Annotated in this window: 17 protein-coding genes; 4 read left to right on the top strand and 13 right to left on the bottom strand. The window is 65.4% G+C overall.

The annotated features are described in order from the left end of the window. Positions 1 to 5 precede the first annotated feature (5 nt). A complete protein-coding gene (locus ACVW1C_RS23145; RefSeq protein WP_456760384.1) occupies positions 6 to 659 on the top strand; it encodes an isochorismatase family protein in 654 nt (217 codons plus the stop codon). 166 nt (positions 660 to 825) lie between these two features. Here ACVW1C_RS23145 and ACVW1C_RS23140 read toward each other — a convergent pair whose 3' ends face one another. Both ACVW1C_RS23140 and ACVW1C_RS23135 read right to left on the bottom strand, forming a co-directional pair. Beyond that, complete coding sequence (locus tag ACVW1C_RS23140; RefSeq protein WP_456763147.1) at positions 826 to 2,052, bottom strand: ABC transporter substrate-binding protein; 1,227 nt, start codon at positions 2,050 to 2,052, stop codon at positions 826 to 828. Positions 2,053 to 2,108: 56 nt separating this feature from the next. After that, complete coding sequence (locus tag ACVW1C_RS23135) at positions 2,109 to 3,311, bottom strand: cytochrome P450 (RefSeq protein WP_456760383.1); 1,203 nt, start codon at positions 3,309 to 3,311, stop codon at positions 2,109 to 2,111. Between the two features lie 82 nt (positions 3,312 to 3,393). Here ACVW1C_RS23135 and ACVW1C_RS23130 point away from each other — a divergent pair, with 82 nt between their 5' ends. Continuing rightward, positions 3,394 to 3,918 (top strand): MarR family winged helix-turn-helix transcriptional regulator, encoded by a 525-nt coding sequence (locus ACVW1C_RS23130; protein WP_456760382.1) that lies wholly within the window; start codon positions 3,394 to 3,396, stop codon positions 3,916 to 3,918. Between the two features lie 549 nt (positions 3,919 to 4,467). Here the strand turns inward: ACVW1C_RS23130 and ACVW1C_RS23125 are convergent. Together ACVW1C_RS23125 and ACVW1C_RS23120 are read right to left on the bottom strand one after the other, a co-directional pair. Next, the gene (locus ACVW1C_RS23125) at positions 4,468 to 5,508 is read right to left on the bottom strand and encodes an IS110 family RNA-guided transposase (protein WP_456759367.1); all 1,041 of its coding nucleotides are present in this window, start codon (positions 5,506 to 5,508) and stop codon (positions 4,468 to 4,470) included. Between the two features lie 218 nt (positions 5,509 to 5,726). Then, the gene (locus tag ACVW1C_RS23120) at positions 5,727 to 7,592 is read right to left on the bottom strand and encodes a feruloyl-CoA synthase (RefSeq protein WP_456760381.1); all 1,866 of its coding nucleotides are present in this window, start codon (positions 7,590 to 7,592) and stop codon (positions 5,727 to 5,729) included. A gap of 153 nt (positions 7,593 to 7,745) precedes the next feature. Here ACVW1C_RS23120 and ACVW1C_RS23115 point away from each other — a divergent pair, with 153 nt between their 5' ends. Together ACVW1C_RS23115 and atzF are read left to right on the top strand one after the other, a co-directional pair. Next, entirely contained in the window at positions 7,746 to 8,276 is a 531-nt protein-coding gene (locus ACVW1C_RS23115) for a MarR family winged helix-turn-helix transcriptional regulator (RefSeq protein ID WP_456760380.1), read from the top strand. Positions 8,277 to 8,480: 204 nt separating this feature from the next. Further along, positions 8,481 to 10,301: an allophanate hydrolase gene (gene atzF, locus ACVW1C_RS23110; RefSeq protein ID WP_456760379.1), complete on the top strand. Its 1,821-nt coding sequence runs from the start codon at positions 8,481 to 8,483 to the stop codon at positions 10,299 to 10,301. 164 nt (positions 10,302 to 10,465) lie between these two features. Here atzF and ACVW1C_RS23105 read toward each other — a convergent pair whose 3' ends face one another. The 9 genes from ACVW1C_RS23105 to ACVW1C_RS23065 all read right to left on the bottom strand — a co-directional run bounded on the left by ACVW1C_RS23105 (position 10,466) and on the right by ACVW1C_RS23065 (position 19,794). After that, a complete protein-coding gene (locus tag ACVW1C_RS23105) occupies positions 10,466 to 11,203 on the bottom strand; it encodes a GntR family transcriptional regulator (RefSeq protein ID WP_456760378.1) in 738 nt (245 codons plus the stop codon). A gap of 29 nt (positions 11,204 to 11,232) precedes the next feature. Further along, complete coding sequence (gene hpxZ, locus ACVW1C_RS23100) at positions 11,233 to 11,625, bottom strand: oxalurate catabolism protein HpxZ (RefSeq protein WP_456760377.1); 393 nt, start codon at positions 11,623 to 11,625, stop codon at positions 11,233 to 11,235. Positions 11,626 to 11,627: 2 nt separating this feature from the next. Further along, positions 11,628 to 13,004, bottom strand: a complete 1,377-nt coding sequence (locus tag ACVW1C_RS23095) for an AtzE family amidohydrolase (RefSeq protein ID WP_456763146.1) — start codon at positions 13,002 to 13,004, stop codon at positions 11,628 to 11,630. Positions 13,005 to 13,032: 28 nt separating this feature from the next. Next, the gene (locus ACVW1C_RS23090; protein WP_456760376.1) at positions 13,033 to 13,212 is read right to left on the bottom strand and encodes a DUF4089 domain-containing protein; all 180 of its coding nucleotides are present in this window, start codon (positions 13,210 to 13,212) and stop codon (positions 13,033 to 13,035) included. Between the two features lie 20 nt (positions 13,213 to 13,232). Further along, positions 13,233 to 15,038, bottom strand: coding sequence for a dipeptide ABC transporter ATP-binding protein (locus tag ACVW1C_RS23085; RefSeq protein ID WP_456760375.1), 1,806 nt, complete (start codon positions 15,036 to 15,038; stop codon positions 13,233 to 13,235). A 283-nt stretch (positions 15,039 to 15,321) separates the two neighbouring features. Then, complete coding sequence (locus tag ACVW1C_RS23080) at positions 15,322 to 16,221, bottom strand: ABC transporter permease (RefSeq protein ID WP_229167812.1); 900 nt, start codon at positions 16,219 to 16,221, stop codon at positions 15,322 to 15,324. 10 nt (positions 16,222 to 16,231) lie between these two features. After that, positions 16,232 to 17,245 (bottom strand): ABC transporter permease, encoded by a 1,014-nt coding sequence (locus tag ACVW1C_RS23075; RefSeq protein WP_176533972.1) that lies wholly within the window; start codon positions 17,243 to 17,245, stop codon positions 16,232 to 16,234. Between the two features lie 226 nt (positions 17,246 to 17,471). Next, a complete protein-coding gene (locus tag ACVW1C_RS23070) occupies positions 17,472 to 19,094 on the bottom strand; it encodes an ABC transporter substrate-binding protein (RefSeq protein ID WP_456760374.1) in 1,623 nt (540 codons plus the stop codon). Positions 19,095 to 19,368: 274 nt separating this feature from the next. Then, a complete protein-coding gene (locus ACVW1C_RS23065; protein ID WP_456760373.1) occupies positions 19,369 to 19,794 on the bottom strand; it encodes a winged helix-turn-helix transcriptional regulator in 426 nt (141 codons plus the stop codon). Positions 19,795 to 19,875: the final 81 nt, after the last annotated feature.

Below are 19,875 nucleotides of genomic sequence, written 5' to 3'. Positions count from 1 at the left end.
ACCACATGGGCTACCAGTGCGAAATCATCGACCCGGCGCGAACCGTCATGATCGTTGTCGACATGCAGAACGATTTCGTGGCCGAGGGCGCCAAGCTGCGGTCGGCGCAGGCCGCCGCCATGGTGCCGAGGCTGGCGCAGACCCTGAAGGCCTGCCGCGACAAGGGCATCCGCGTCATCTACACCGCCCATGTGCATCGCCGCGACGGCAGCGATATGGGGCTCTATGACGATCTCTACGCGCCGATCGCCGACCGCTCGTCGCTGGTCGACGGCACCGCGGGCGTCGAAATCTTCAATGACCTGGCACCCGCACCGGGCGAGCATGTCATCAAGAAGCACCGCTACAGCGCGTTCTTCGCCACCGATCTCGACCTCATCCTGCGCGAATGGGGCATCACAACGGTTATCATTTCGGGAACGACCACCGAGAACTGCTGCCACGCCACCGCGCGCGACGCCATGTTCCACAATTACAAGGTCGTCTTCCTGTCGGACGCGACGGGCACGTTCGACTATCCCGACGTCGGCCAGGGCGCCCTGTCCGCCGAAGAGGTGCATCGCGCCACGCTGACGATCCTCGCGTTCTCGACCGCGCATGTGATGACGGCGGCCGAGATGCTGGGGCGGGTGAAGGTGGCGAGCCCGAAAGCGGCATAGTTTCTTCTCCCTCTCCCCGTTCTTACGGGGAGAGTGTTGGGGTGAGGGGTTCCATCCACGAACGCAATTCGCGGAGAGTCCCCCTCACCCGCCGCGCTCTTCGAGCGCGTCGGCCTCTCCCCGCAAGCGGGGCGAGGCGAACAGAGACGCGGGCGGCAGCCGTCCTTTATTTCACCAGCGAGCACCCGCCATCGGCCAGCGGGCGGAACGCCTGCTCGGCCGGGATGGTCGCGATCAGCTTGTAATAGTCGTAGGGGTATTTCGACTCCTCGGGCTTCTTCACCTCGAACAGGTACATCGGGTGGATGACGCGGCCGTCCTGGCGGATCGTGGTCTCGCCGAACAGTCTGTCCTTGCCCTTGAAGGTCTTCATCTGCGGCACCACGACCTTGGCGTCGTCGCTGCCGGTGGCGGCGACCGCGTTAAGATAGGCGAGCGTCGAGGCATAGACGCCGGCCTGGTTGCCGCTCGGCATCTTGCCGTTCATGCCGGGCCGCGCGGCAAAGCGCTTTGCGAACGCGCGGGTGTCGTCGTTCATGTCCCAATAGAAGGCCTCAAGCAGCTGCAGGCCCTGCGCGACCTTCAGGCCCATGCCGTGGACATCGTTCACGAACAGCAGGAACGCCACCATGGTCTGGCCGCCCTGCTGGATGCCGAACTCGGCCGCCTGCTTCACCGCGTTGATGGTGTCGCCGCCGGCATTGGCGAGCCCGATCACCTTTGCTTTCGAGTTCTGCGCCTGCAGCAGGAAGGACGCGAAGTCGGAGGTGCCGAGCGGATGCTTGCTCGATCCCAGCACCTTGCCGCCGTGCTTCTCGATGTAGTTGGTCGCCTCGGCTTCAATGCCCTTGCCGAGGGCGTAGTCGACGGTCACAAAATACCAGTCCTTGCCGCCACGCTGCATCATCGCGGCCGCGGTGGTGTTGCCGGTCGCCCAGGCGTCGTTGACCCATTGAATGGTGTTGGGCGAGCAGGCCTTGCCGGTGAGATCGGAGCTTGCGGTCGACGACGCCAGGAACGTCATCCGGCTGTCGCGCAGCACGGTGTTGATCGCAAGGCCGACCGCCGAGTTCGGCACGTCGACGATGGCGTCGACACCCTCGACATCGAGCCATTTGCGCGCGATCGCGGATCCCACATCGGCCTTGTTCTGATGATCGGCATAGACGATCTCGACCTTGATGCCCTTGCCGCCGCCGTTGAAATCCTCCGCCGCCATGCGCGCGGCCTCCACCGAGCCCATGCCGTTGGTGTCCTGGAAGATGCCGGAAATATCGTTGAGCACGCCGACGCGCACGACATTGTCGGAAATCTCCGCGCGTGCGCTGCCGGCGGCGCAGGCCAGTGCCAGCGCAAGTCCAATCCCAAATCGCCCAACCCCAAAGCCCCGCATCGTCTCCCCTCTCATGTTTCCTCAACCGGCCTTTTTTGCCGGGATTGAACTTCTCGTCAGGCCGGTGTGATCTCGATCGGCAGGCTGCTCAGCCCGCGCAGCGTGTTGTTGAACAGGCGCTTCGGCTCGCCTGACATTTCGATCCTGGCGACACGACGCGCCAGCGCCGCCATCATCACTTCGCCTTCGAGGCGGGCGACGAGTTGGCCGACACACATATGGATGCCCGAACCGTAGCCGACATGACCCGACGTGCGACGCGTGATGTCGTAGCTATCGGGCGCTTCCCAACGGCGCGGATCACGATTGGCCGCAGCCAGGAACATCAGCACCTTCTCGCCTTCGGGGATGCTGGCCCCGCTGAGCTCGACGTCGCGGGTCGTGGTGCGGAAGAAGGTCTGGACCGGGCTTTCGAACCGCACCGCTTCCTCGAAGGCGTTGCGCGCCAGCGTCGGATCGCCGCGGAGTTTCTGGAACTGGTCGGGGAAGCGGGCAAGGCAGAAGACGGCGGCGCCGATGCCGTTGACGGTCGTGTCGAGACCGGCCGATAGCAACGAGCGCACCAGCAGCGGCGCTTCGGTCGCAGTAATGGCACCGCTATCGACATGGGCGTGGATGCAGGCGCCGATGCCACCCGGGGTGAGATTGTCGCGTTGGCACTGTTCGGCGATATAGGCCTGGTGCGGCGCAGAGCGCTCGATCGCCTGCTTGCGCAACTCGTTCGGCGGCCCGAAGGCGTTGAACACCAGGCTTGCGTAAGGCAGCAGATGCTCGCGGCCCTCCGGCCGCAAGCCCAGCGCATCCGGGAAGATCGACAGCGGATAGGCCTCCGCCAGATCCTCGATCGCGTCGAACCTGCGCTTCTCCAGCAGCGCGTCGACCCGGGCCTCCGCGGCCGCGGCAAATCGCCCGCGAAGCTGCTTCATCACGGTCGCGGACAGCACCGTGCTCAGCACCGTGCGGGTGCGGGTGTGCGCCGGCGGGTCCGCCTCCAGGATCAGGCTCGGCGGCCGCCACGGCTTCTCCTTGGAGAAGTCGCTAAGGCCGACGCCGCGGCTGGAGCAGAACGTCTCGGGATCGTTCAGCACCGCATGGACCTCGGCATAGCGCGCCACGCCATACACATTCCACTTGTCGAGATAGACCACCGGCCCGGCCTCGCGCAGCCGCTCATGGGTCGGGAACGGATCGGCGAAGAATTCGAGCGCGAACGGATCGACGTCGAGATGCGGGACGGATGCACCTTCTGTTGCAGTCATCGGGACCTCCCGAGGTTTGAACTTGTCAACACGGGCCGCATGTCACTTGCTCCCGAACAGTTTCGCAGCGATGATTTGGGAAATGAGTAGCCAGCCCCTCCCCCGAAAGCCCCGCCGGCCAAGACCGGCCGATCCCGCAGATGCCACCGATGGCCCGCTGCTGGACCTCAATCGCTATGTGCCGGCGTTCATCACCTTCATCGGCAACAAGCTGTCGAACAGTGCCACCGCATTTTACCAGAAGAATTTCGGCGTCAACGTCACCGAGTGGCGAATCATCTCGCAGCTGGCGATCGAGCCGGGCATTCCCGCCTCCCGGATCTGCCAGGTGATCGGCTTCGACAAGGGCCCGGTCAGCCGCAACCTCGCGGCGCTGCAGAAGCGCGGCCTCTTGACCATCCGCACCGCGCCGGATGACGGCCGCACCCATTCGATCACCCTGACCGCGCGCGGCCGCGCCATCCACGACAAGGTCATCGTCGCGGCGCTGGAGCGCGAGCGGCGGCTGCTGTCTTGCCTGAAAAAGGACGAGCGCGAGGTGCTGATCGACCTGTTGCGCCGGCTGCATGAGAATATCGGCGCCGTGACCGGGCCAAGCACGAACTGACCGTGCGGCGACGCCGCGGGCGGCGCCCTGTGCCACCACGTTATTTGTCCGCGTGTCCATGCGTGCCGTTCGCGCCGTGCTGCGCAACATCGTCCTCCCAAAAGCGTGACCGTTGACCGGCCCTGTCCCTATGGGTGCGGAAACTCGCACAGCTTAGTTGCCATAGCAACTAAGAATACGAACCCCCGCGGAGCAAGGCCCCAAGGAACCGGAGCAGACGGCTCAAGTGAATGGCCCGCCAAACGTGTCACAAACTCGGTGTCGTCCCGGCCTCCGAGCCGGGACCCATATGTGGACGGCCCCCGTGGCACAAGAGCTTTCTGGGATTGATCGGATCGCTTGCATCCATATGTCCGGCCTGTTGAGTGCGATCGAATGAATCGCTGGCCAAGATGGTTTGCGCGATGCGAGTTCCAAACAACCACGCGACCTGTTGACGGCCGATGGGTCCCACGGATTGTCTCGCATCGTTGCTCGATCGATCGCTCCATCTGCTCTTGCAGCTCCGGTCGGTCGGTCGGCGAGCGAGCCCGCCGGCCGGCCAATCTGTTAAGCGGTACCCGTCGTAGCGGCATTCAGCCGTGCGGCGTCATAACTCTCACCCGTCACCATCAGCTTCCAGGCGATGCGCGCCACCTTGTTGGCAAGCGCTACGGCCGCAAGCTTCGGCGGCTTGCGCTTGATCAGCGCCAGTAGCCAGCGCGAGTGATGACCGCGTCCGCGCCTGGCCTGCTGGATCACCGCCGTGGCCCCGACGACCAGCAGACGGCGCAGGTCCTCATCGCCCGCCCGCGTGATCTTGCCAAGCCTGGTCTTGCCTGCGGTGGAGTGGTCCTTGGGCGTGAGGCCGAGCCAAGCCGCAAAGTGACGACCTGAGCGGAACGCGGCCGGATCAGGTGTCTTCATCACCAGCATCGTTGCAATGATCGGACCGATCGACGGAATCTGCGCCAGGCGCCGGCCCGTGGCATCGCCGCGGTGCCAGGCCATCAGCTTGGCCTCAACCGCCTCCAACTCGTCCTCGAGCCTGACGCACTCCCGGCCCAGCATGGCAAACAGCTCGCGCGCCAGAGCGGGAAGCGTCTCGTCCTGCGCGATCCGCGCCAGCAGCGGTTCGATCGCCTCCAGCCCCTTGGGCGCGATCAGGCCATACTCCGCCGCATGGCCGCGGATCGTGTTGGTCAATTGGGTGCGCCGGGCGATCAGTCCGTCGCGGACCCCCATCAGCATCAGCGCAGCCTGCTGCTCGGCGCTTTTCACCGGCACAAAGCGCATGCTCGGCCGGCTCATCGCCTCACACAGGCCTTCTGCGTCTCGCCCGTCATTCTTGTTCCGCATCACGTAGGGCTTCACCAATTGCGGTGCCATCAGCTTCACCTCATGGCCCAGCCTGGAAAGCTCTCGCGCCCAATATTGCGACGCCCCGCAGGCCTCCATCCCGATCACCGTCGGCGGCAATTTGGCGAAGAACTCCAGCACGAGTTTGCGCGAAAGCTTCTTGCGTAAGACCGGCTGCTCGGACGCATCAACCCCATGCAGCACAAAAATATGCTTCGACGTATCCATCCCAATGCGGATAATCTGGTTCACGGACGGCTCCCATGTCTGAGATTTGCAACAACCTCATTCTGGCACACTGATGCCGTAGGGGGCCGTCCACACCATCAACCACCAATGCTGATTATTGCACACCAGCGGAACGACGACGTTTATACACAACGTCGGCCGCGGAGTATGGGTCCCTGCTTTCGCAGGGACGACGGCGGAGGACGTGGCGTCCTCCCAACTCCGCGCCGGTACAAATCATGTCACGGGCAGGCACAGGCGATCGGCTCGGACGAGGCGTCGTCTTCCAGCACCGCCACCGCTGCGGTGCGGCGCGTCAGCACGGCGCGCTGGTTGATGTAGCCCTTGTCGGTGATCTCTCCGCCATCGACCGAGGCGGGCTCGGCGAGCAGCAGCGCGCGGGTGGCATGGCCGGAAGAATGGCCGCCCTGCGCCTTCAGCCGTGCCAGCCCTTGCCCGATCGCGGAACGGACCGCCGGATGGCCGATGACCTCCTGCGCGCCGGCGCTCTCGGGCAGTCCCGCAAGCGAACGGCAGGCGGCGAGGTTCGGGAACACCAGGAAACGGACCTCGTCGCGGCCGTGGCCCGCGACGACGATATCTTGCGCGAGCGGAGCCAGCGCCGCGATGCCGGCGACGCGCAGGGTGCCGACGCTGACCCAGGTGCCGGAATTGAGCTTGAAGTCCTCCGCCACGCGGCCGTCGAAGAACAGGCCAAGATCGGGCCGGTCGGGATCGGCAAAGGTGACGGCGTCGCCGATCTTGTAGAAGCCCTCGTCATCGAAGGCCTCTCGGGTGAGTTCGGGCGCCTTCCAGTAACCCGGCGTGACATTGGGCCCGCGCACACGCACCTCGAGCTTGTCGCCCGAGGGCACGAGTTTCAGCTCGGTGCCGGGGATCGGCACGCCGATATTGCCGGAGCGTCTGGCGAGGAAGTGGCAGTCGGTCGCCAGCGGCGAGGTCTCGGTCGATCCCCAGGCCGACACCATCGGCAGCCTGCGGCCGATCGTCTGCAGCGACAATTCCTCCAGCGCGTCCCACAAATTCTGCGGCAGCGCCGCGCCGGCATAGAAGGCGAACTTGGTGCCCGCAAAGAACTTGCGGCATAGTTCCTCGTCGGTGCGGAGCGCCGCGATCAGCATGTCGAAGCCGCGCGGCACGTTGAAATAGACCGTCGGTACCACGCTGCGCAGATTGGCGAGCGAGGTTGCGAACAGGCCGGGCGCCGGCTTGCCGCCGTCGATATAGAGCGTGCCGCCGTTGCGCAGCACCAGATTGAAATTGTGGTTGGCGCCGAAGGTGTGACTCCAGGGCAGCCAGTCCAGGATGATCAGTTCCTCGCCAACCTGCTCCAGGAACGTCCAGGTCTGCGCCTTGGCCTGCTGGCTCGAGGTCAGCATGCGCTGGGTGTTGATCACGGCTTTCGGCGTGCCTGTCGATCCCGAGGTGAACAGGAATTTTGCGATCGTGTCCGGCGTCACCGCGGCAAAGGCCTTGGCGACCTCTGATGCTTCCGGCGTCGCGACAATGGATCGGAATAGCAGCGCATCGGTATCGTCGGGATTGCCGCTGACGGTGGTTGCGCGATGCAGCGGCCGGATCGCGGTCAGCGCCGCCGCGAACGGCGTTGTGCCTGTGACATAGATCGCGCCGGGATCGAGCAGCGCGATCATGCTCTTCAGCTTGTCGAAATCTTTCGACATCAAGGAATAGGCCGGCGAGATCGCAGCCGAAGGCACGCCGACATGCTGGGCGGCAAGCGCGAACAGCGCGTGGTCGATGCCGTTGTCGGCGAGGATGACCAGCGGCCGCTCCGTGCTCAGCCCTTGCGCCAGGATCCACGACGCGGCCCGCCGCACGATTCCGAGCGCATCGCGATAGCTAACGGTGCTCCAGGGCGCTTCGGCGCTGGCGCGTTCGCCGAGGAAGATGCGATCCGGCGCCTGCTGTGCCCAGTGCTCCAGCCAGTCGCCGACGCAGCGGGCGCTTGCTTTCAGCGGCGTGGTGGAGCGGACCAGGATGCTGCCGTCGTCCCTGATATCGGCAACAATCGCAGGCGTCGCGAACAGGCGGTGCGGATCGTCTCCGCTGGCGGCGGCCGTCGTCATGGTTTCCTCCTCGCCCGTGTCTTTTCGGGATCGCGCCGCAACATGGTGCGACATCGCGGTCCCGGCCGGGCTCTTTGCCATAATGTCGCGGACATCAATTGTTGTCGTCAACAACAATCTTTCCCTCCCGTCTCGGGCGCGCTAGCCTTGGGCATGGCGAGCAAGCAACAGCCGTCGCGCAAGGCGACAGGAACGAAAGCGGCAATCCGCCGCCCCCGGACGCGCGCGGCGAATGGCCGGGCGCATGGCGGTGACGCCAATGACGACATCGGTCTCGACGCGCTGGTCGGCCACGCCGGCTATGCGGTGCGGCGCTTCCAGCTCTGGATCTTCCAGGACTTCATCAAGACGCTGGCAACCGTCGATATCCGTCCGACCCAATATTCGGTCATGACCGTGATCGGGGCCAATCCGGGCCTGAGCCAGATGGCGGTCGCGAAGCGGCTCGGGATCGAGCGCGCGCGCCTGGTGCACCTGCTCGACAGCCTGGAAGAACGCGACTTCGTCAGCCGGATCCCATCCGCCACCGACCGCCGCTCCCACGCGCTGCATCTGACCGCGCGCGGCAAGAGCGCGCTGGCCCAGTTCAAGCGGCTTGCCGCCGAGCACGAGCGGCATGTCGCCGAGAAGATCGGCAAGGAGAACCGCCAGCAACTGCTGCAGATCCTCGCCTGCTTCACCTGATCGAGCGACCGGATTTCGACTTGGTCACGCTTGCCTTAGAATTGAGCAGACGCGCTCTCAAGCGAGCCCGCGTCAGCTCCCCGCGACCATTTCAAGCAACTGATATTGTGCAATAATCTGTCGCGCCGCGGGCGCAGGTAAATTGTACACAATGGCACATTGCTTGCTTCGATCCGGCTGCAATTCCCTCGCGGCGGGCATCCCATGCCTCACCGCGCCAGAGACGAGGCCAACCACGTGACTGAAACTGTCGCCGCGATCGTTGCCGCACACCGCGCCGGGACCATGACGCCGGCACAAACGGTGGCGCGCAGCTACCAGCGCATCCGCGAGCACAATGATCCCGCCATCTTCATCACCCTGCGCGACGAGAGAGACGCGCTCGCCGAGGCCGCGCGGCTCACAGATCCGACGCTGCCGCTCTACGGCGTGCCGGTCGCGGTGAAGGACAATATCGACGTCGCGGGGCTACCGACCACGGCCGCCTGCCCGGCATTCTCCTACATGCCCGCGCAGGACTCCACGGCAGTCGCCAGACTGCGCGCGGCCGGCGCCATCATCATCGGCAAAACCAACCTCGACCAGTTCGCCACCGGCCTGGTCGGCGTGCGCTCCCCCTACGGCATTCCCAAAAACCCGGTGCGCGATGATCTGGTGCCGGGTGGATCGAGCTCGGGCTCCGCGGTCGCTGTCTCCGCCGGTCTCGTGCCGCTGTCGCTCGGCACCGACACCGCGGGCAGCGGCCGCGTGCCGGCGATGCTCAACAACATCGTCGGGCTCAAGCCGAGCCTCGGGCTGATCTCGAACGCGGGGCTGGTGCCGGCCTGCCGCACGCTCGACTGCATCTCAATCTTCTCGCTCACCGTCGACGACGCATTGGCCGCGCTTGCCGTGATGGCCGGGCCGGATGAAGCCGATCCGTTCTCGCGCGACCGGCCGCTGTCACCGCTAGCGGCCATTCCTTCCAAGCTGAAGCTCGGCATTCCCAAGAGCGGCCAATTGATCTTCTTCGGCGATCGCGAGGCCGAGAAAGCCTATGGCGAAGCCTGCAAGCGCTGGCAGTCGCTCGGCGCCGAACTCATCGAATTCGACCTCGAGCCGTTCTACGAGACCGCGCGGTTGCTTTACGAGGGCCCATGGGTCGCCGAGCGCTATCTCGTGATCCGCGACCTCCTGGCGTCGTCGCCGGACGCGATCCATCCGGTGACGCGCGAGATCACGATCGGCGGCGCGCGGCCCACCGCGGCGGATACCTTCTCCGCGCTCTATCGCCTCCAGGCGCTGCGCCGCGTCGCCGAGCGCACCTTCGCACAGTGCGATGCGATCGTGCTGCCGACGGCACCGACGGTCTATTCCACCGCTGACGTGCTGGCCAACCCGATCGAGCTCAATTCGCGGCTCGGCACCTACACCAATTTCGTCAACCTGCTCGATCTGTGCGGCCTGGCGCTGCCGGCGGCGATGCGGCCTGACGGCGCGCCGTTCGGCATCACGCTGCTCGCTCCCGCCGGCCGCGACGCGGCGCTTGCCGGCATCGGCCGCGTGTTCCATGCCGACACCGGACTGGCGCTCGGCGCCAAGGCGGTGCCGCAGCCGCCGCTGGCCGCAGTGCCGGCGCAGGCCGGCGCCGACGAAATCACGATCGCGGTGGTCGGTGCGCATCTCTCCGGCATGGCGCTGAATCGTGAACTGACCACGCTCGATGCGCGCCTGCTGGAAGAGACGGTCACCGCAGCGGACTACAGACTCTACGCGCTCGACACCACGCCACCGAAGCCAGGCATGCTGCGCATCGAGGCGGGCGCGGGTCATGCGATCAAGCTCGAGCTGTGGGCGATGTCGCCGGCCGCGTTCGGAAAATTCGTCGCCGCGATCCCGCCGCCGCTCTCGATCGGCACGATCAGACTCGCCGACGGACGACAGGCCAAAGGCTTTATCGTCGAGCCCGCCGCGATCGCCGGCGCGAAGGATATCTCGGCCTATGGCGGCTGGCGGGCGTTCATGGCGGAGAGGGCGAAGGCCTAGCAGCAGCGGCAGCGCGCTCCCTCGCCCCGCTCCTGCGGGGAGAGGGTTGGGGTGAGGGGCTTCTCTCGGCGAGCACTGCTTGTCGATAGACCTGTACCCCCTCACCCGGATCGCATCTTCGATGCGATCCGACCTCTCCCCGCAAGGGGGCGAGGTAGCAGGACCTACACCGACACTGCGTAGGTCTCATATTCCCCGCGCACCTGCTCGATATGGGCGCGCATCGCGGCGGCGGCGCCTGGCTTGTCGCCGCGCAGGATTGCGACGACGACGCGGTCGTGCTCGGCGTGGGATTTTGCCAGCCGCCCGAGGTTGCGGAACTGGGCGCGGCGGAACGGCTGCACGCGCACCCGTGTCGCCAGGGTGATCTCGGCGATATAGGCATTCTGCGATCCGGCGTAGATCGCGTTGTGGAAGCGCTCATTGACCTCGTGGAAGCGCTCGGGATTGCCGGTGTAGCTCAGCACCCGCAGCTCCTCGTGGACCGCCTCCAGCGCGTGGCGCTCCGCCGGCGTCATCCGCTCGGCGGCAAGGCCGGCGCACATCGCCTCGAGCTCGGCCATCGCCTCGAACATGCCGGTGAGCCGCTCGAGCGAGGGCCGCGCCACCACCGCGCCACGATGCGCGCGCGCGTCGATCAGGCCGCTGGCGGCGAGCTGCCGCAGCGCCTCGCGCACCGGCGTGCGCGAGACCTTGAAGCGGCGCGCCAGATCGGTTTCATCGAGCCCGGCGCCCGGCGGCAGCGTGCCGCGCACGATCTCGTCGGCGAGTTGCAGCCGGAGTTCTTCGGCGCGGGTCGTCTTGTCGACCAGCGACGACGCGCGATCGACACGCCGCACCAGCGGCTCCGGCTCGGTGCCCTGCGGCTGCGGCGCGCGGGTCGGAAGATCGTCCAGGCTCATGGCTGAAGCGCCCCTTCAATCATCCTGGTTCAAGCGCCCTTTGTTTCATCAATGACGCTGACATGGGCGGCGACGATTCTCCAGCCCTCGGCGAAGCGAATCCATGTCTGCATCTGCCGCCCCACCCGCCCGGGCGCGCTGTCCCGATAGAACAGCGTCGAGGCGATCGCGGTGTCGCAGCCATAGGTCGTGATCACGGTGCGGTCGATCCGGCGCATCAGGCCAACCGGCGAGCGCCCGGCGCGAAACGCTGTGATCTCGGCGTAGCCATAGAGGTTCTCGCCGATGCCGTAGCGCAGCGTGCGGCTGTCGTTGTGGAACAGCTCGTCGAGCACCGCGACGTCGTTCGACACCAGCGCCTTCTCGTAGCGCTGGAACTGCGCCGTCACTTCGGCAACCACCTCGGGAAGATCGATATCCATCATTAGATCCCTCTGGGCGCCGGCGCGACCGCGACGCCCATCTGTTCCAGCGCATAGGCGACCCGCAGCGCGATATCCTCGCGCCAGGGTGCGGTGATGATCTGAACACCGATCGGCAGCGGCTCGAGCGGCACCGGCACCGCCACGACCGGCAGGCCGATGAACGAGATCGGCTGGGTGTGGATACCGATATTGGCGCGCACCGGCAGCTCGACGCCATCGAGCGTGAAATTGACCTGACCCAGCTTCGGCGCCGTGCACGGCGTCGCCGGCGCCAGGATCACGTCGACCGACTGAAACAGCTCCAGCATCCTGGCGCGGTACCAGCGGCGGAATTTCTGCGCCTTGTCGACATAGACACCCGGCACCATCGCGCCTGCGATGAAGCGGTCGCGCACCGCCGGATCGAAATCGTTCGGACGCTTGCGTAGCCGGTCGAGATGCAGCGCGGCGCCTTCGGTGGTGGTGATGATATAGGCTGCGGCGCGGGCGCGCGCGGCTTCCGGCAATTCCACGGTCTGCTTCGCACCGAGCGCCTTGGCGACGCGCGCGACGGCTTCGATGGCCTCCGGAAACACGTTCTGCTGGAAATAGCCGCCGGCGATCGCGATCCGCAGCCCGCGGACATCGTTGGCCAGCAACGGCACGGTCGGCTCGACCGATTGCACGATGCAGGCGGGATCGTCGGCGTCAGGTCCCTGCATCGCGTCATAGGCCAGCCCGAGATCCTTCACGCTGCGCGCCAGCGGACCGAGATGATCGAGGCTCGCGACGAACGGATAGGAGCGCGCGCGCGACAGCCTGCCATAGGTCGGCTTCAGGCCGAACGTGCCGCAGAACGACGACGGCACCCGGATCGAGCCGTTGGTGTCGGAGCCGAGCGCGATCGGCACCAGCGCGCCGCCGACGGCGCTGCCCGAGCCGCCCGAGGAGCCCCCGGTCATCCGCGTCGGATCGTGCGGATTGCGCGACGGGCCGTCATGCACGTTCTCGCCGGTGAAGTCGTAGGCGTATTCGCCCATGTTGAGCGCGCCGACCAGCACGGCGCCGGCCGCTTCCATCCGCTCGATCAGCGCGGCATCGCGCGGCGACGGCGGCAGGTCGCGATTGATCTTGGAGCCGGCGCGAGTCGAGAGGCCCTGCACGTCGAACAGGTTCTTCACCGCGAAGGGCACGCCGGCGAGCGGGCCGGCCGGCTGGCCCGCCGCGATCGCGGCATCGACCGCCTTGGCCTTGGCACGGGCGCGATCGGCGGTGACGTCGGTGAAGGAGTTGAGCACCTCGTCATGCGCCGTAATGCGCGCGAGCGCGGCCTCGGTCGCGGCAAGGGCTGTCATTTTGCGGCTTGATACGGCCTGCGCGATTTCGGCGGCCGACATGGCAACGGAAGTTTCGGACATCGCGATCTCAGGTCGAATAGACGGCGGCTGACGCGAGATCGTCAGGCAGCGGGAAGTCATCGACCAGCCGCGCAAGCCGCAGCGCGACCTCGAGATTGGCGCGCACCGCGGGACGCCAGGCATCTTCCAGCGGCAGCGCCATCGCACTGGCGACCGCGTTCATGTAGTCGTCGAGATGATCGGCCATTTCACTCCCTGCATAATTTCTCAGGACACCGGCAACGGCGGGTGCGGGATCGCCGTGAGCAGCTCCCTTGTATAGGCATCCTGCGGATTGCCCAAGACGTGTTCGGATGCGCCCTGCTCGACGATGCGACCGCTGCGCATCACGATGACGCGATCACACAGCAGGCGCACCACGTTGAGATCGTGCGACACGAACAGATAGCTCATGCCCATCGATTGCTTGAGGTCCTGCAGCAAATTGAGCACCACCGCCTGCACCGAGACGTCGAGCGCCGCGGTCGGCTCGTCGAGGATCACGAGCTTCGGGTGCAGCGCGATCGCGCGCGCGATGCCGACGCGGGCCTTCTGGCCACCGGAGAGCTGGTGCGGAAAGCGGTCCAGCAGATTGACCGGCAGGCCGACCAGCCGCGCCAGCTCCTCGCAGCGGTCGCGGAGCGCGTCGCGTCCCCTGATATCGCTGAGCTGCATGATTGGATCCGCGATCGCGCGCGCCGCGGTGAAGCGCGGATTGAGGCTGTCGGTCGGATCCTGGAACACCATCTGGATCTGGCTGCGTCGCGGCAGCCGCGCGAAGGATTGCGGCATGATGCCGCCGATGTCCTCGCCGTCGAACGTGATGCGGCCGGAGGTCTGGTCGAGCAGCCGCATCACCATCATCGACGTCGTCGACTTGCCGCAGCCGGATTCGCCGACCAGCCCGACGCTCTCGCCATGGTCGATCGAGAAGCTGATGCCGTCGACGGCGCGGAAGATGTCCTCCTCGACCGGCGGCTTGCGGCCGAATAGTTTTGCGAGCATCGAGCCTGCACCCTGGCGGGGATATTCCTTGACGAGCTTTTCGACCAGCAGAAGGGGTTGTGTCTGCTCCCTCTCCCCGTTCTTCACGGGGAGAGGGTTGGGGTGAGGGGCTGCGTCCGCAGACACGGCTCGTGGAGAGTCCCCCTCACCCGCCGCGCTTCGCACATCGGCCTCTCCCTGCACGCGGGGAGAGGCAAGGGAATCTTCCTCCGGCAGCAGGTCCCGCAATGACACCCCGATCCGCGGCGTCGCGCGCATCAGCTTCTTCGTATAGTCGTGCTGGGGCGCGGCGAAGATGTCGGCGGACTTCGCCGTCTCCACCACGCGGCCCTTCTCCATCACCACGACGCGGTCGCAATAGGCGGCGGCGAGACCTAGATCGTGCGTGATCAGGATCGTCGACATCGATCGGCGCCGAGTCAGCTCGACGATCAGGTCCATCACCGCCTTCTGGGTGGTGACGTCGAGGCCGGTGGTCGGCTCGTCCGCGATCAGAAGCTGCGGGTTGCAGGCGAGCGCGAGCGCGATGACGACGCGCTGGCACATGCCGCCGGAGAGCTCGAACGGATAGGCGTGATAGCGCTCGCGCGGACGCGCGATCTTGACCTGCTCCAGCGCCTCGATCGCCGTCTCGCCGCGATCGGTGACCTGTGCTTGCTGCACATGCTGGCGCAGCACGTCCTCGATCTGGTGCCCGACCTTGCGGATCGGATTGAGGGCGGCGCGCGGATTCTGGAAGATCATCGAGACTTCGCGGCCGCGCAGATCACGCATCTGGCTTTCGGTTGCCGCCTTGACGTCGATGCCGGAAAACATCACCGAGCCTTCGGCGATCCGGCCGGCCCGGTCGAGAATCCGCATCACCGCATATGACGTCACCGACTTGCCGGAGCCGGACTCGCCGACGATGCCGACGGTCTCGCCCTTAGCCACGGATATGTTGACATGCTGCACCGCCTTGACGATGCCGCGACGCGTCGTGAACTCGACGGTGAGGTCGCTGACGTCGAGCAATGGCTGGGCGGTCATGTGCGGCTCTCAAGAAATATCGAAAACAACCCCATGCAAAGGAGCAGAACGGTATCACAGCACCGTACCGAGGCGGCCATCACGTCCTCCCCTTGTTCAGTGCGCCCCCTCGCCCCGCTCTTGCGGGGAGAGGGTTGGGGTGAGGGGCATCTATCGGCACGTACAACTGGCTAAGGAGTGCGCGGAGAGCCCCCCTCACCCGGTCCGCTAACGCGGCCCGGCCTCTCCTCGCACGCGGGGATAGGCGAAGAAAGCGCGCACGCGTTAGCCAGGTCCACATCATCTACGTCCTCCGCTGCGGGTCGACGATGTCGCGCAGGCCGTCGCCGAGCAGGTTGAAGCAGAACACCGCGATCATCAGCGCAAGGCCCGGGAACAGCGCGATCCACCATTCGCCCGACACCATGAAGCCGGCGCCCTCGGCAACCATGATGCCCCACTCCGCGGTCGGCGGCCGGACGCCGAGGCCGATGAACGAGAGTCCCGCGGCGTTGAGGATCGCGTAGCCCATGGTGAGCGACATCTGCACGATCATGATCGGCATGATGTTGGGCAGGATGTGCCCGAGCAGGATGCGGTACTCGCCATTGCCGGAGAGCCGCGCCGCCTGCACGAAGCCGGCATTGCGGCGGACGTTTGCTTCGGCGCGTGCGACGCGGGCATAGAGCGGAAAGTTCACGATCGCGGTCGCGATGATGATGTTCTGCACGGTGTTGCCGAGTGCCGCGACGATGCCCATCGCCAGCACGAACAGCGGAAACGCCATGATGGTGTCGGCGATGCGGCCGACGATGCGATCGGTCCAGCCGCCGAAATAGCCGGCGGCGATGCCGGCCAGCCCGCCCATCAGGAACACCAGCACGACGGAGGCGACCGCGATGAAGGTGTCGAGCCTGGTTGCAACGATGACGCGGCTGAAGATGTCGCGGCCGAGTTGATCGGTGCCGAACCAGTGCGCGGCGGACGGCGGCTTCAATGCAGCCGCGGTGTCGGAAGCGAGCGGATCATAAGGCACCACGTAGGGCCCGAACAGCGCGGCAAACATGATCACGACCAAGAGCGCGAAGGCAAAGCCGGTGACCTTGTTCTCGCCCAGCACATAGCGGGTCTGCTCGAAGACTGCGGCAAGCCCGGAGGTGCGGGCGGGACCTGCGGGTTCGACGGTCGGTGCAACGCTGCTCATACGCCCCTCCCTAGCCTTCCAGCCTGACGCGCGGATCGATCACGCCATAGAGGATGTCGATCAGGAGATTGAGCAGCACGTACATGACCGCCATGGTCAGCACGAAGCCCTGCACCGGCGCGAAGTCGGACGCGATCAGCGCCTCGACCGCGTAGGAGCCGATGCCGGGCCAGGCGAACACCTTCTCCACCAGCACATTGGCCCCGAGCAGGAAGGAGAACACCATGCTGAGCGTGGTGATGACCGGCAGCATCGCGTTACGGAAGGCGTAGGTCACGATCACCTTGCCGGGCGACAGGCCGCTGGCGCGCGCGGTGCGGACGAAATCGGACGCCAGCACCGCCAGCATCGAGGCGCGCGTCATGCGCGCGATCGGCGCCAGCGAGAAGATCGCGAGCGTCACCGCCGGCAGGATCAATTGGCTGAGCGCAGAACGAAAAGCCTCGAAGTCCCGCGCGATCAACGCATCGATGAGATAGAAGCCGGTGACGGTCGGCGGCGCGCTATAGAACACGTCGAGCCGGCCGAGCGGCGCCGGCGACCAGCCGAGCCGGAAATAAAACACGTAGACCAGCACGAGGCCGGTGAAGAACACCGGCAGCGACACGCCCGCCGTCGTGGTGACGCGGCAGAGATGATCGATCCAGGAACCCGGCCGCGTCGCCGCCAGCACGCCGAGCGGTATAGCGATCACGATCGAGACGACGAGGCCGAGCAGAGTGAGCTCGGCCGACGCCGGCAGGCGGTTGCGCAGCTCGGCGGCGACCGGCTGCCCCGTGGTCAGCGAGGTGCCGAGATCGCCATGGGCGAGATCGTTGGTGTAGCGGACGAACTGCTCGATCAGCGGCTTGTCGAAGCCGAGCTTCTTCCGGATCTGGTCGACCGCCTCCTTGGTTGCCGCAGGCCCTGCAAAATACGCCGCGGGATCGCCCGGCAGCGCGCGCGTCAGCAGGAATGTCACGATCACAACCCCGATCAGCGACGGGATCGCAAACAAGAGGCGCTTGCCGATGAGGGTCAGCATGGCGTGCTCCCGAATGTCTCGCGCAAAGCCACAACGGGACTGAGCGGGCTCCCTCCCCCCTTGCGGGGGAGGGTTGGGGAGAGGGGTAGCCACGAGCACCGCCGTCTGGGCTTACCCCTCTCCCTGCCCCTCCCCCGCAAGGGGGGAGGGAATGAGAGAGCGGTGCTCACCTCACTCGAACCAACAGCGCGTCCGGATGCGTCGTCGACTGCGAGCCTCACAGCACTCACCCCTTCGCCATCGCGCGATAGTCGAGCCGGCGGTGGAACCAGTACTGGTAGCCGCAGATGTTCTTCTGCATCGCGACGTTGACGAACGGCTGATAGAGCGGGATGCGCGGGATGTCGGCGAAGGCGAGATCGACAAAGCCCTTCACGTCGGCGTCGTAGGCGGCGGTGTCGCCGTTGGCGGCGGCGATGCGCGCGCCGTCGATAAGCTTGTCCATCTCCGGCGATTTGTAGCTCATCGTGTTGAAGATCGAATTGTTGCCGTGATAGCACCAGTAGAAGAAGTACTCGGGGTAATCGAGCCAGCCCGAGAACACGTTGGTGAACAGCGGCATTTCCTTCTTGGTGAGCTCGGTGCGCCAATTGGCGCCGGGCACCTTGTTGATGGTGGTCTTGATGCCGAGCTGCGCAAGGCTCTCCTGCACCAGCACGCAGAGCGGCTCGTTGACGCCCGCGAAATTCAGGTCGAACGAGATCGTGGTCTCGAAGCCGTTGGTATAACCGGCCTCCGCGAGCAGCGCCTTGGCCTTCTCCATGTCGGTGAAGTACTTCGTCGGCTGCGGCCAGGCGACCTCGGTCGGCTTGTCCTTCGGTGCGCCGAACATCGGGTTGGCGAGGCCGAACAGCACCGCATCCATGATCTTCTGGTACGGCATCGCATAGGCCATCGCCTGCCGCACCTTGGGATTGTCGAACGGCGGCTTGGTCACGTTCATGCCGATGTACTGGATGCCGTTGGAGAACGGCAGCGAGACCACGTTGAGCTTGCCGTTCGTCTTCATCTCCTGGAAGTCCTTGAACGGCAGTTCGTAGGAGATATCGGCATCGCCGCGCTCGAGCAGCGCACGGCGGTTGCCGGCCTGCGGCACCATGCGCCAGATCACGCGCTTGATCTTCGGCATCGGGCCAGAGACCCAGTCGTCGTTGCGCTCCATGATGACTTCGGTGCCGGCGGTCCATTTGGTCACCTTGTAGGCGCCGGAGCCCGCGGTCTGCTGCTTGGTGAATTCGAGACCCCACGGATCCTTCTCGCTGGCGTTCTTCTTCACCAGCTCGGAGTTGACGACGCAGGGCACGATCACCGCGAGGACGGGGATCGTCAGTCTGTCCTTCTTCAGGAAATCGACGCGCACCGTATGGTCGTCGACGACGACGAACTGCTCGGGCTTGGTCAGCGAGCCCGCGCTCATCTGGAAGGTCGGGAAGCCGCCGACGCTGACGGCACGGTCGAGCGACCATTTGACGTCCTTCGCCGTCACCTGCGCGCCGTCATGGAATTTGGCGTTCTTGCGCAGCTTGAAGGTGACCGACATGTCGCCGATGTTGAAGTCCTCGGCGAGCTCGGGCTTGAACTTGTCGCGGTCGTAATAGGGCACGCCGCCCGGACCGCTCTTCATCTCGTGGCTGATCAGCCGGTCGTAGCAATTCCACGACACTTCATAGCCGGGCACGTTGGTGCCGACGCCGTGGATATCGAGATTGTTGGGACCGCCTTCGGAGACGATCAGCAGCGTCTCGGAGCGCGCGTCGGCCTTGGCCGGCGACCAGATCGCGGGCGCGGTCGGCGCCAGCGCCCCCGCTGCCAGCCCGGACACCGATTTGAGGAAATCGCGACGCTTCATGTGATGCTCCAACGCCCGTGAGAATGGCCTTGGAACTCAGATCGCAAGGATTGTGCCAACCCTTAACGAAACTTTATGAGATGCTAACCATCTGAAGGAATGAAAGAAACCGTCAAAGGTATCTCGATCTGGTACTCGTGGGCGCGCTCGAAATTGCATACAAAGAGGGGTTATCTGCTCAATGAATAAGCAAGCCGCGAACGATGCTTGTTTTCTGGCCGACCCTACCACCGCCAAGCCTCACACGTGCGGCAAAGCGAACTTCAGCCCCGAATCACTGGCGCTGGACCTCACGGGGTGCTCCGTCAAAGCGGACGCGCGCGGCATGGATATCGGGATAGCGACGGTCGGCCCAATCGATGAGGCTCGCCATCGGCTCCAGCAGGGATTGGCCCAGCGGGGAAAGGCAATATTCAACGCTCGGCGGCTTGGTCGGAAAGACATGACGGGTGATCAGTCCGTCGCGCTCCAAGTCTCGCAGCGTCTGGGTGAGCATGCGTTTGGAGATGTCGCGTATGGCGCGATGAAGCTCGCTGAAGCGCTGCGGTCGCGTCGCGAGGGTCATGATCATGAGTATGCTCCATTTGTCGCCGATACAGTCGAGCACATCGCGCACCGGGCAATGGACGGGTTTTACTGACCGGGCGTCGTCCGATTGATATCGGCTGAATCGCTCGATCGCGCTCAATGCGTCGCTCATGCCGGGTCCCCTTTTTCTCTCCTGGTTACAAAAAACTGCCTCCTTACGGAGCAGGCCGAAGGTCTTTATCTGAGACCTACC

This window comes from Bradyrhizobium sp. USDA 4011, assembly GCF_054063415.1.
Note: the sequence above shows the minus strand (reverse complement) of the source record. Positions and strands in the feature narration are given on the sequence as shown.

Excerpts from the sequence above, each read along its gene's own strand:
- ACVW1C_RS23130 (WP_456760382.1), top strand. The coding sequence starts at position 3,394 with ATGAGTAGCCAGCCCCTCCCCCGAAAGCCCCGCCGGCCAAGACCGGCC.
- atzF (WP_456760379.1), top strand. The coding sequence starts at position 8,481 with ATGCCTCACCGCGCCAGAGACGAGGCCAACCACGTGACTGAAACTGTC.
- ACVW1C_RS23075 (WP_176533972.1), bottom strand. The coding sequence starts at position 17,245 with ATGCTGACCCTCATCGGCAAGCGCCTCTTGTTTGCGATCCCGTCGCTG.
- hpxZ (WP_456760377.1), bottom strand. The coding sequence starts at position 11,625 with ATGGATATCGATCTTCCCGAGGTGGTTGCCGAAGTGACGGCGCAGTTC.
- ACVW1C_RS23070 (WP_456760374.1), bottom strand. The coding sequence starts at position 19,094 with ATGAAGCGTCGCGATTTCCTCAAATCGGTGTCCGGGCTGGCAGCGGGG.
- ACVW1C_RS23095 (WP_456763146.1), bottom strand. The coding sequence starts at position 13,004 with ATGTCGGCCGCCGAAATCGCGCAGGCCGTATCAAGCCGCAAAATGACA.
- ACVW1C_RS23135 (WP_456760383.1), bottom strand. The coding sequence starts at position 3,311 with ATGACTGCAACAGAAGGTGCATCCGTCCCGCATCTCGACGTCGATCCG.
- ACVW1C_RS23140 (WP_456763147.1), bottom strand. The coding sequence starts at position 2,052 with ATGCGGGGCTTTGGGGTTGGGCGATTTGGGATTGGACTTGCGCTGGCA.
- ACVW1C_RS23080 (WP_229167812.1), bottom strand. The coding sequence starts at position 16,221 with ATGAGCAGCGTTGCACCGACCGTCGAACCCGCAGGTCCCGCCCGCACC.
- ACVW1C_RS23065 (WP_456760373.1), bottom strand. The coding sequence starts at position 19,794 with ATGAGCGACGCATTGAGCGCGATCGAGCGATTCAGCCGATATCAATCG.
- ACVW1C_RS23090 (WP_456760376.1), bottom strand. The coding sequence starts at position 13,212 with ATGGCCGATCATCTCGACGACTACATGAACGCGGTCGCCAGTGCGATG.
- ACVW1C_RS23085 (WP_456760375.1), bottom strand. The coding sequence starts at position 15,038 with ATGACCGCCCAGCCATTGCTCGACGTCAGCGACCTCACCGTCGAGTTC.
- ACVW1C_RS23120 (WP_456760381.1), bottom strand. The coding sequence starts at position 7,592 with ATGACGACGGCCGCCGCCAGCGGAGACGATCCGCACCGCCTGTTCGCG.
- ACVW1C_RS23115 (WP_456760380.1), top strand. The coding sequence starts at position 7,746 with ATGGCGAGCAAGCAACAGCCGTCGCGCAAGGCGACAGGAACGAAAGCG.
- ACVW1C_RS23145 (WP_456760384.1), top strand. The coding sequence starts at position 6 with ATGGGCTACCAGTGCGAAATCATCGACCCGGCGCGAACCGTCATGATC.
- ACVW1C_RS23105 (WP_456760378.1), bottom strand. The coding sequence starts at position 11,203 with ATGAGCCTGGACGATCTTCCGACCCGCGCGCCGCAGCCGCAGGGCACC.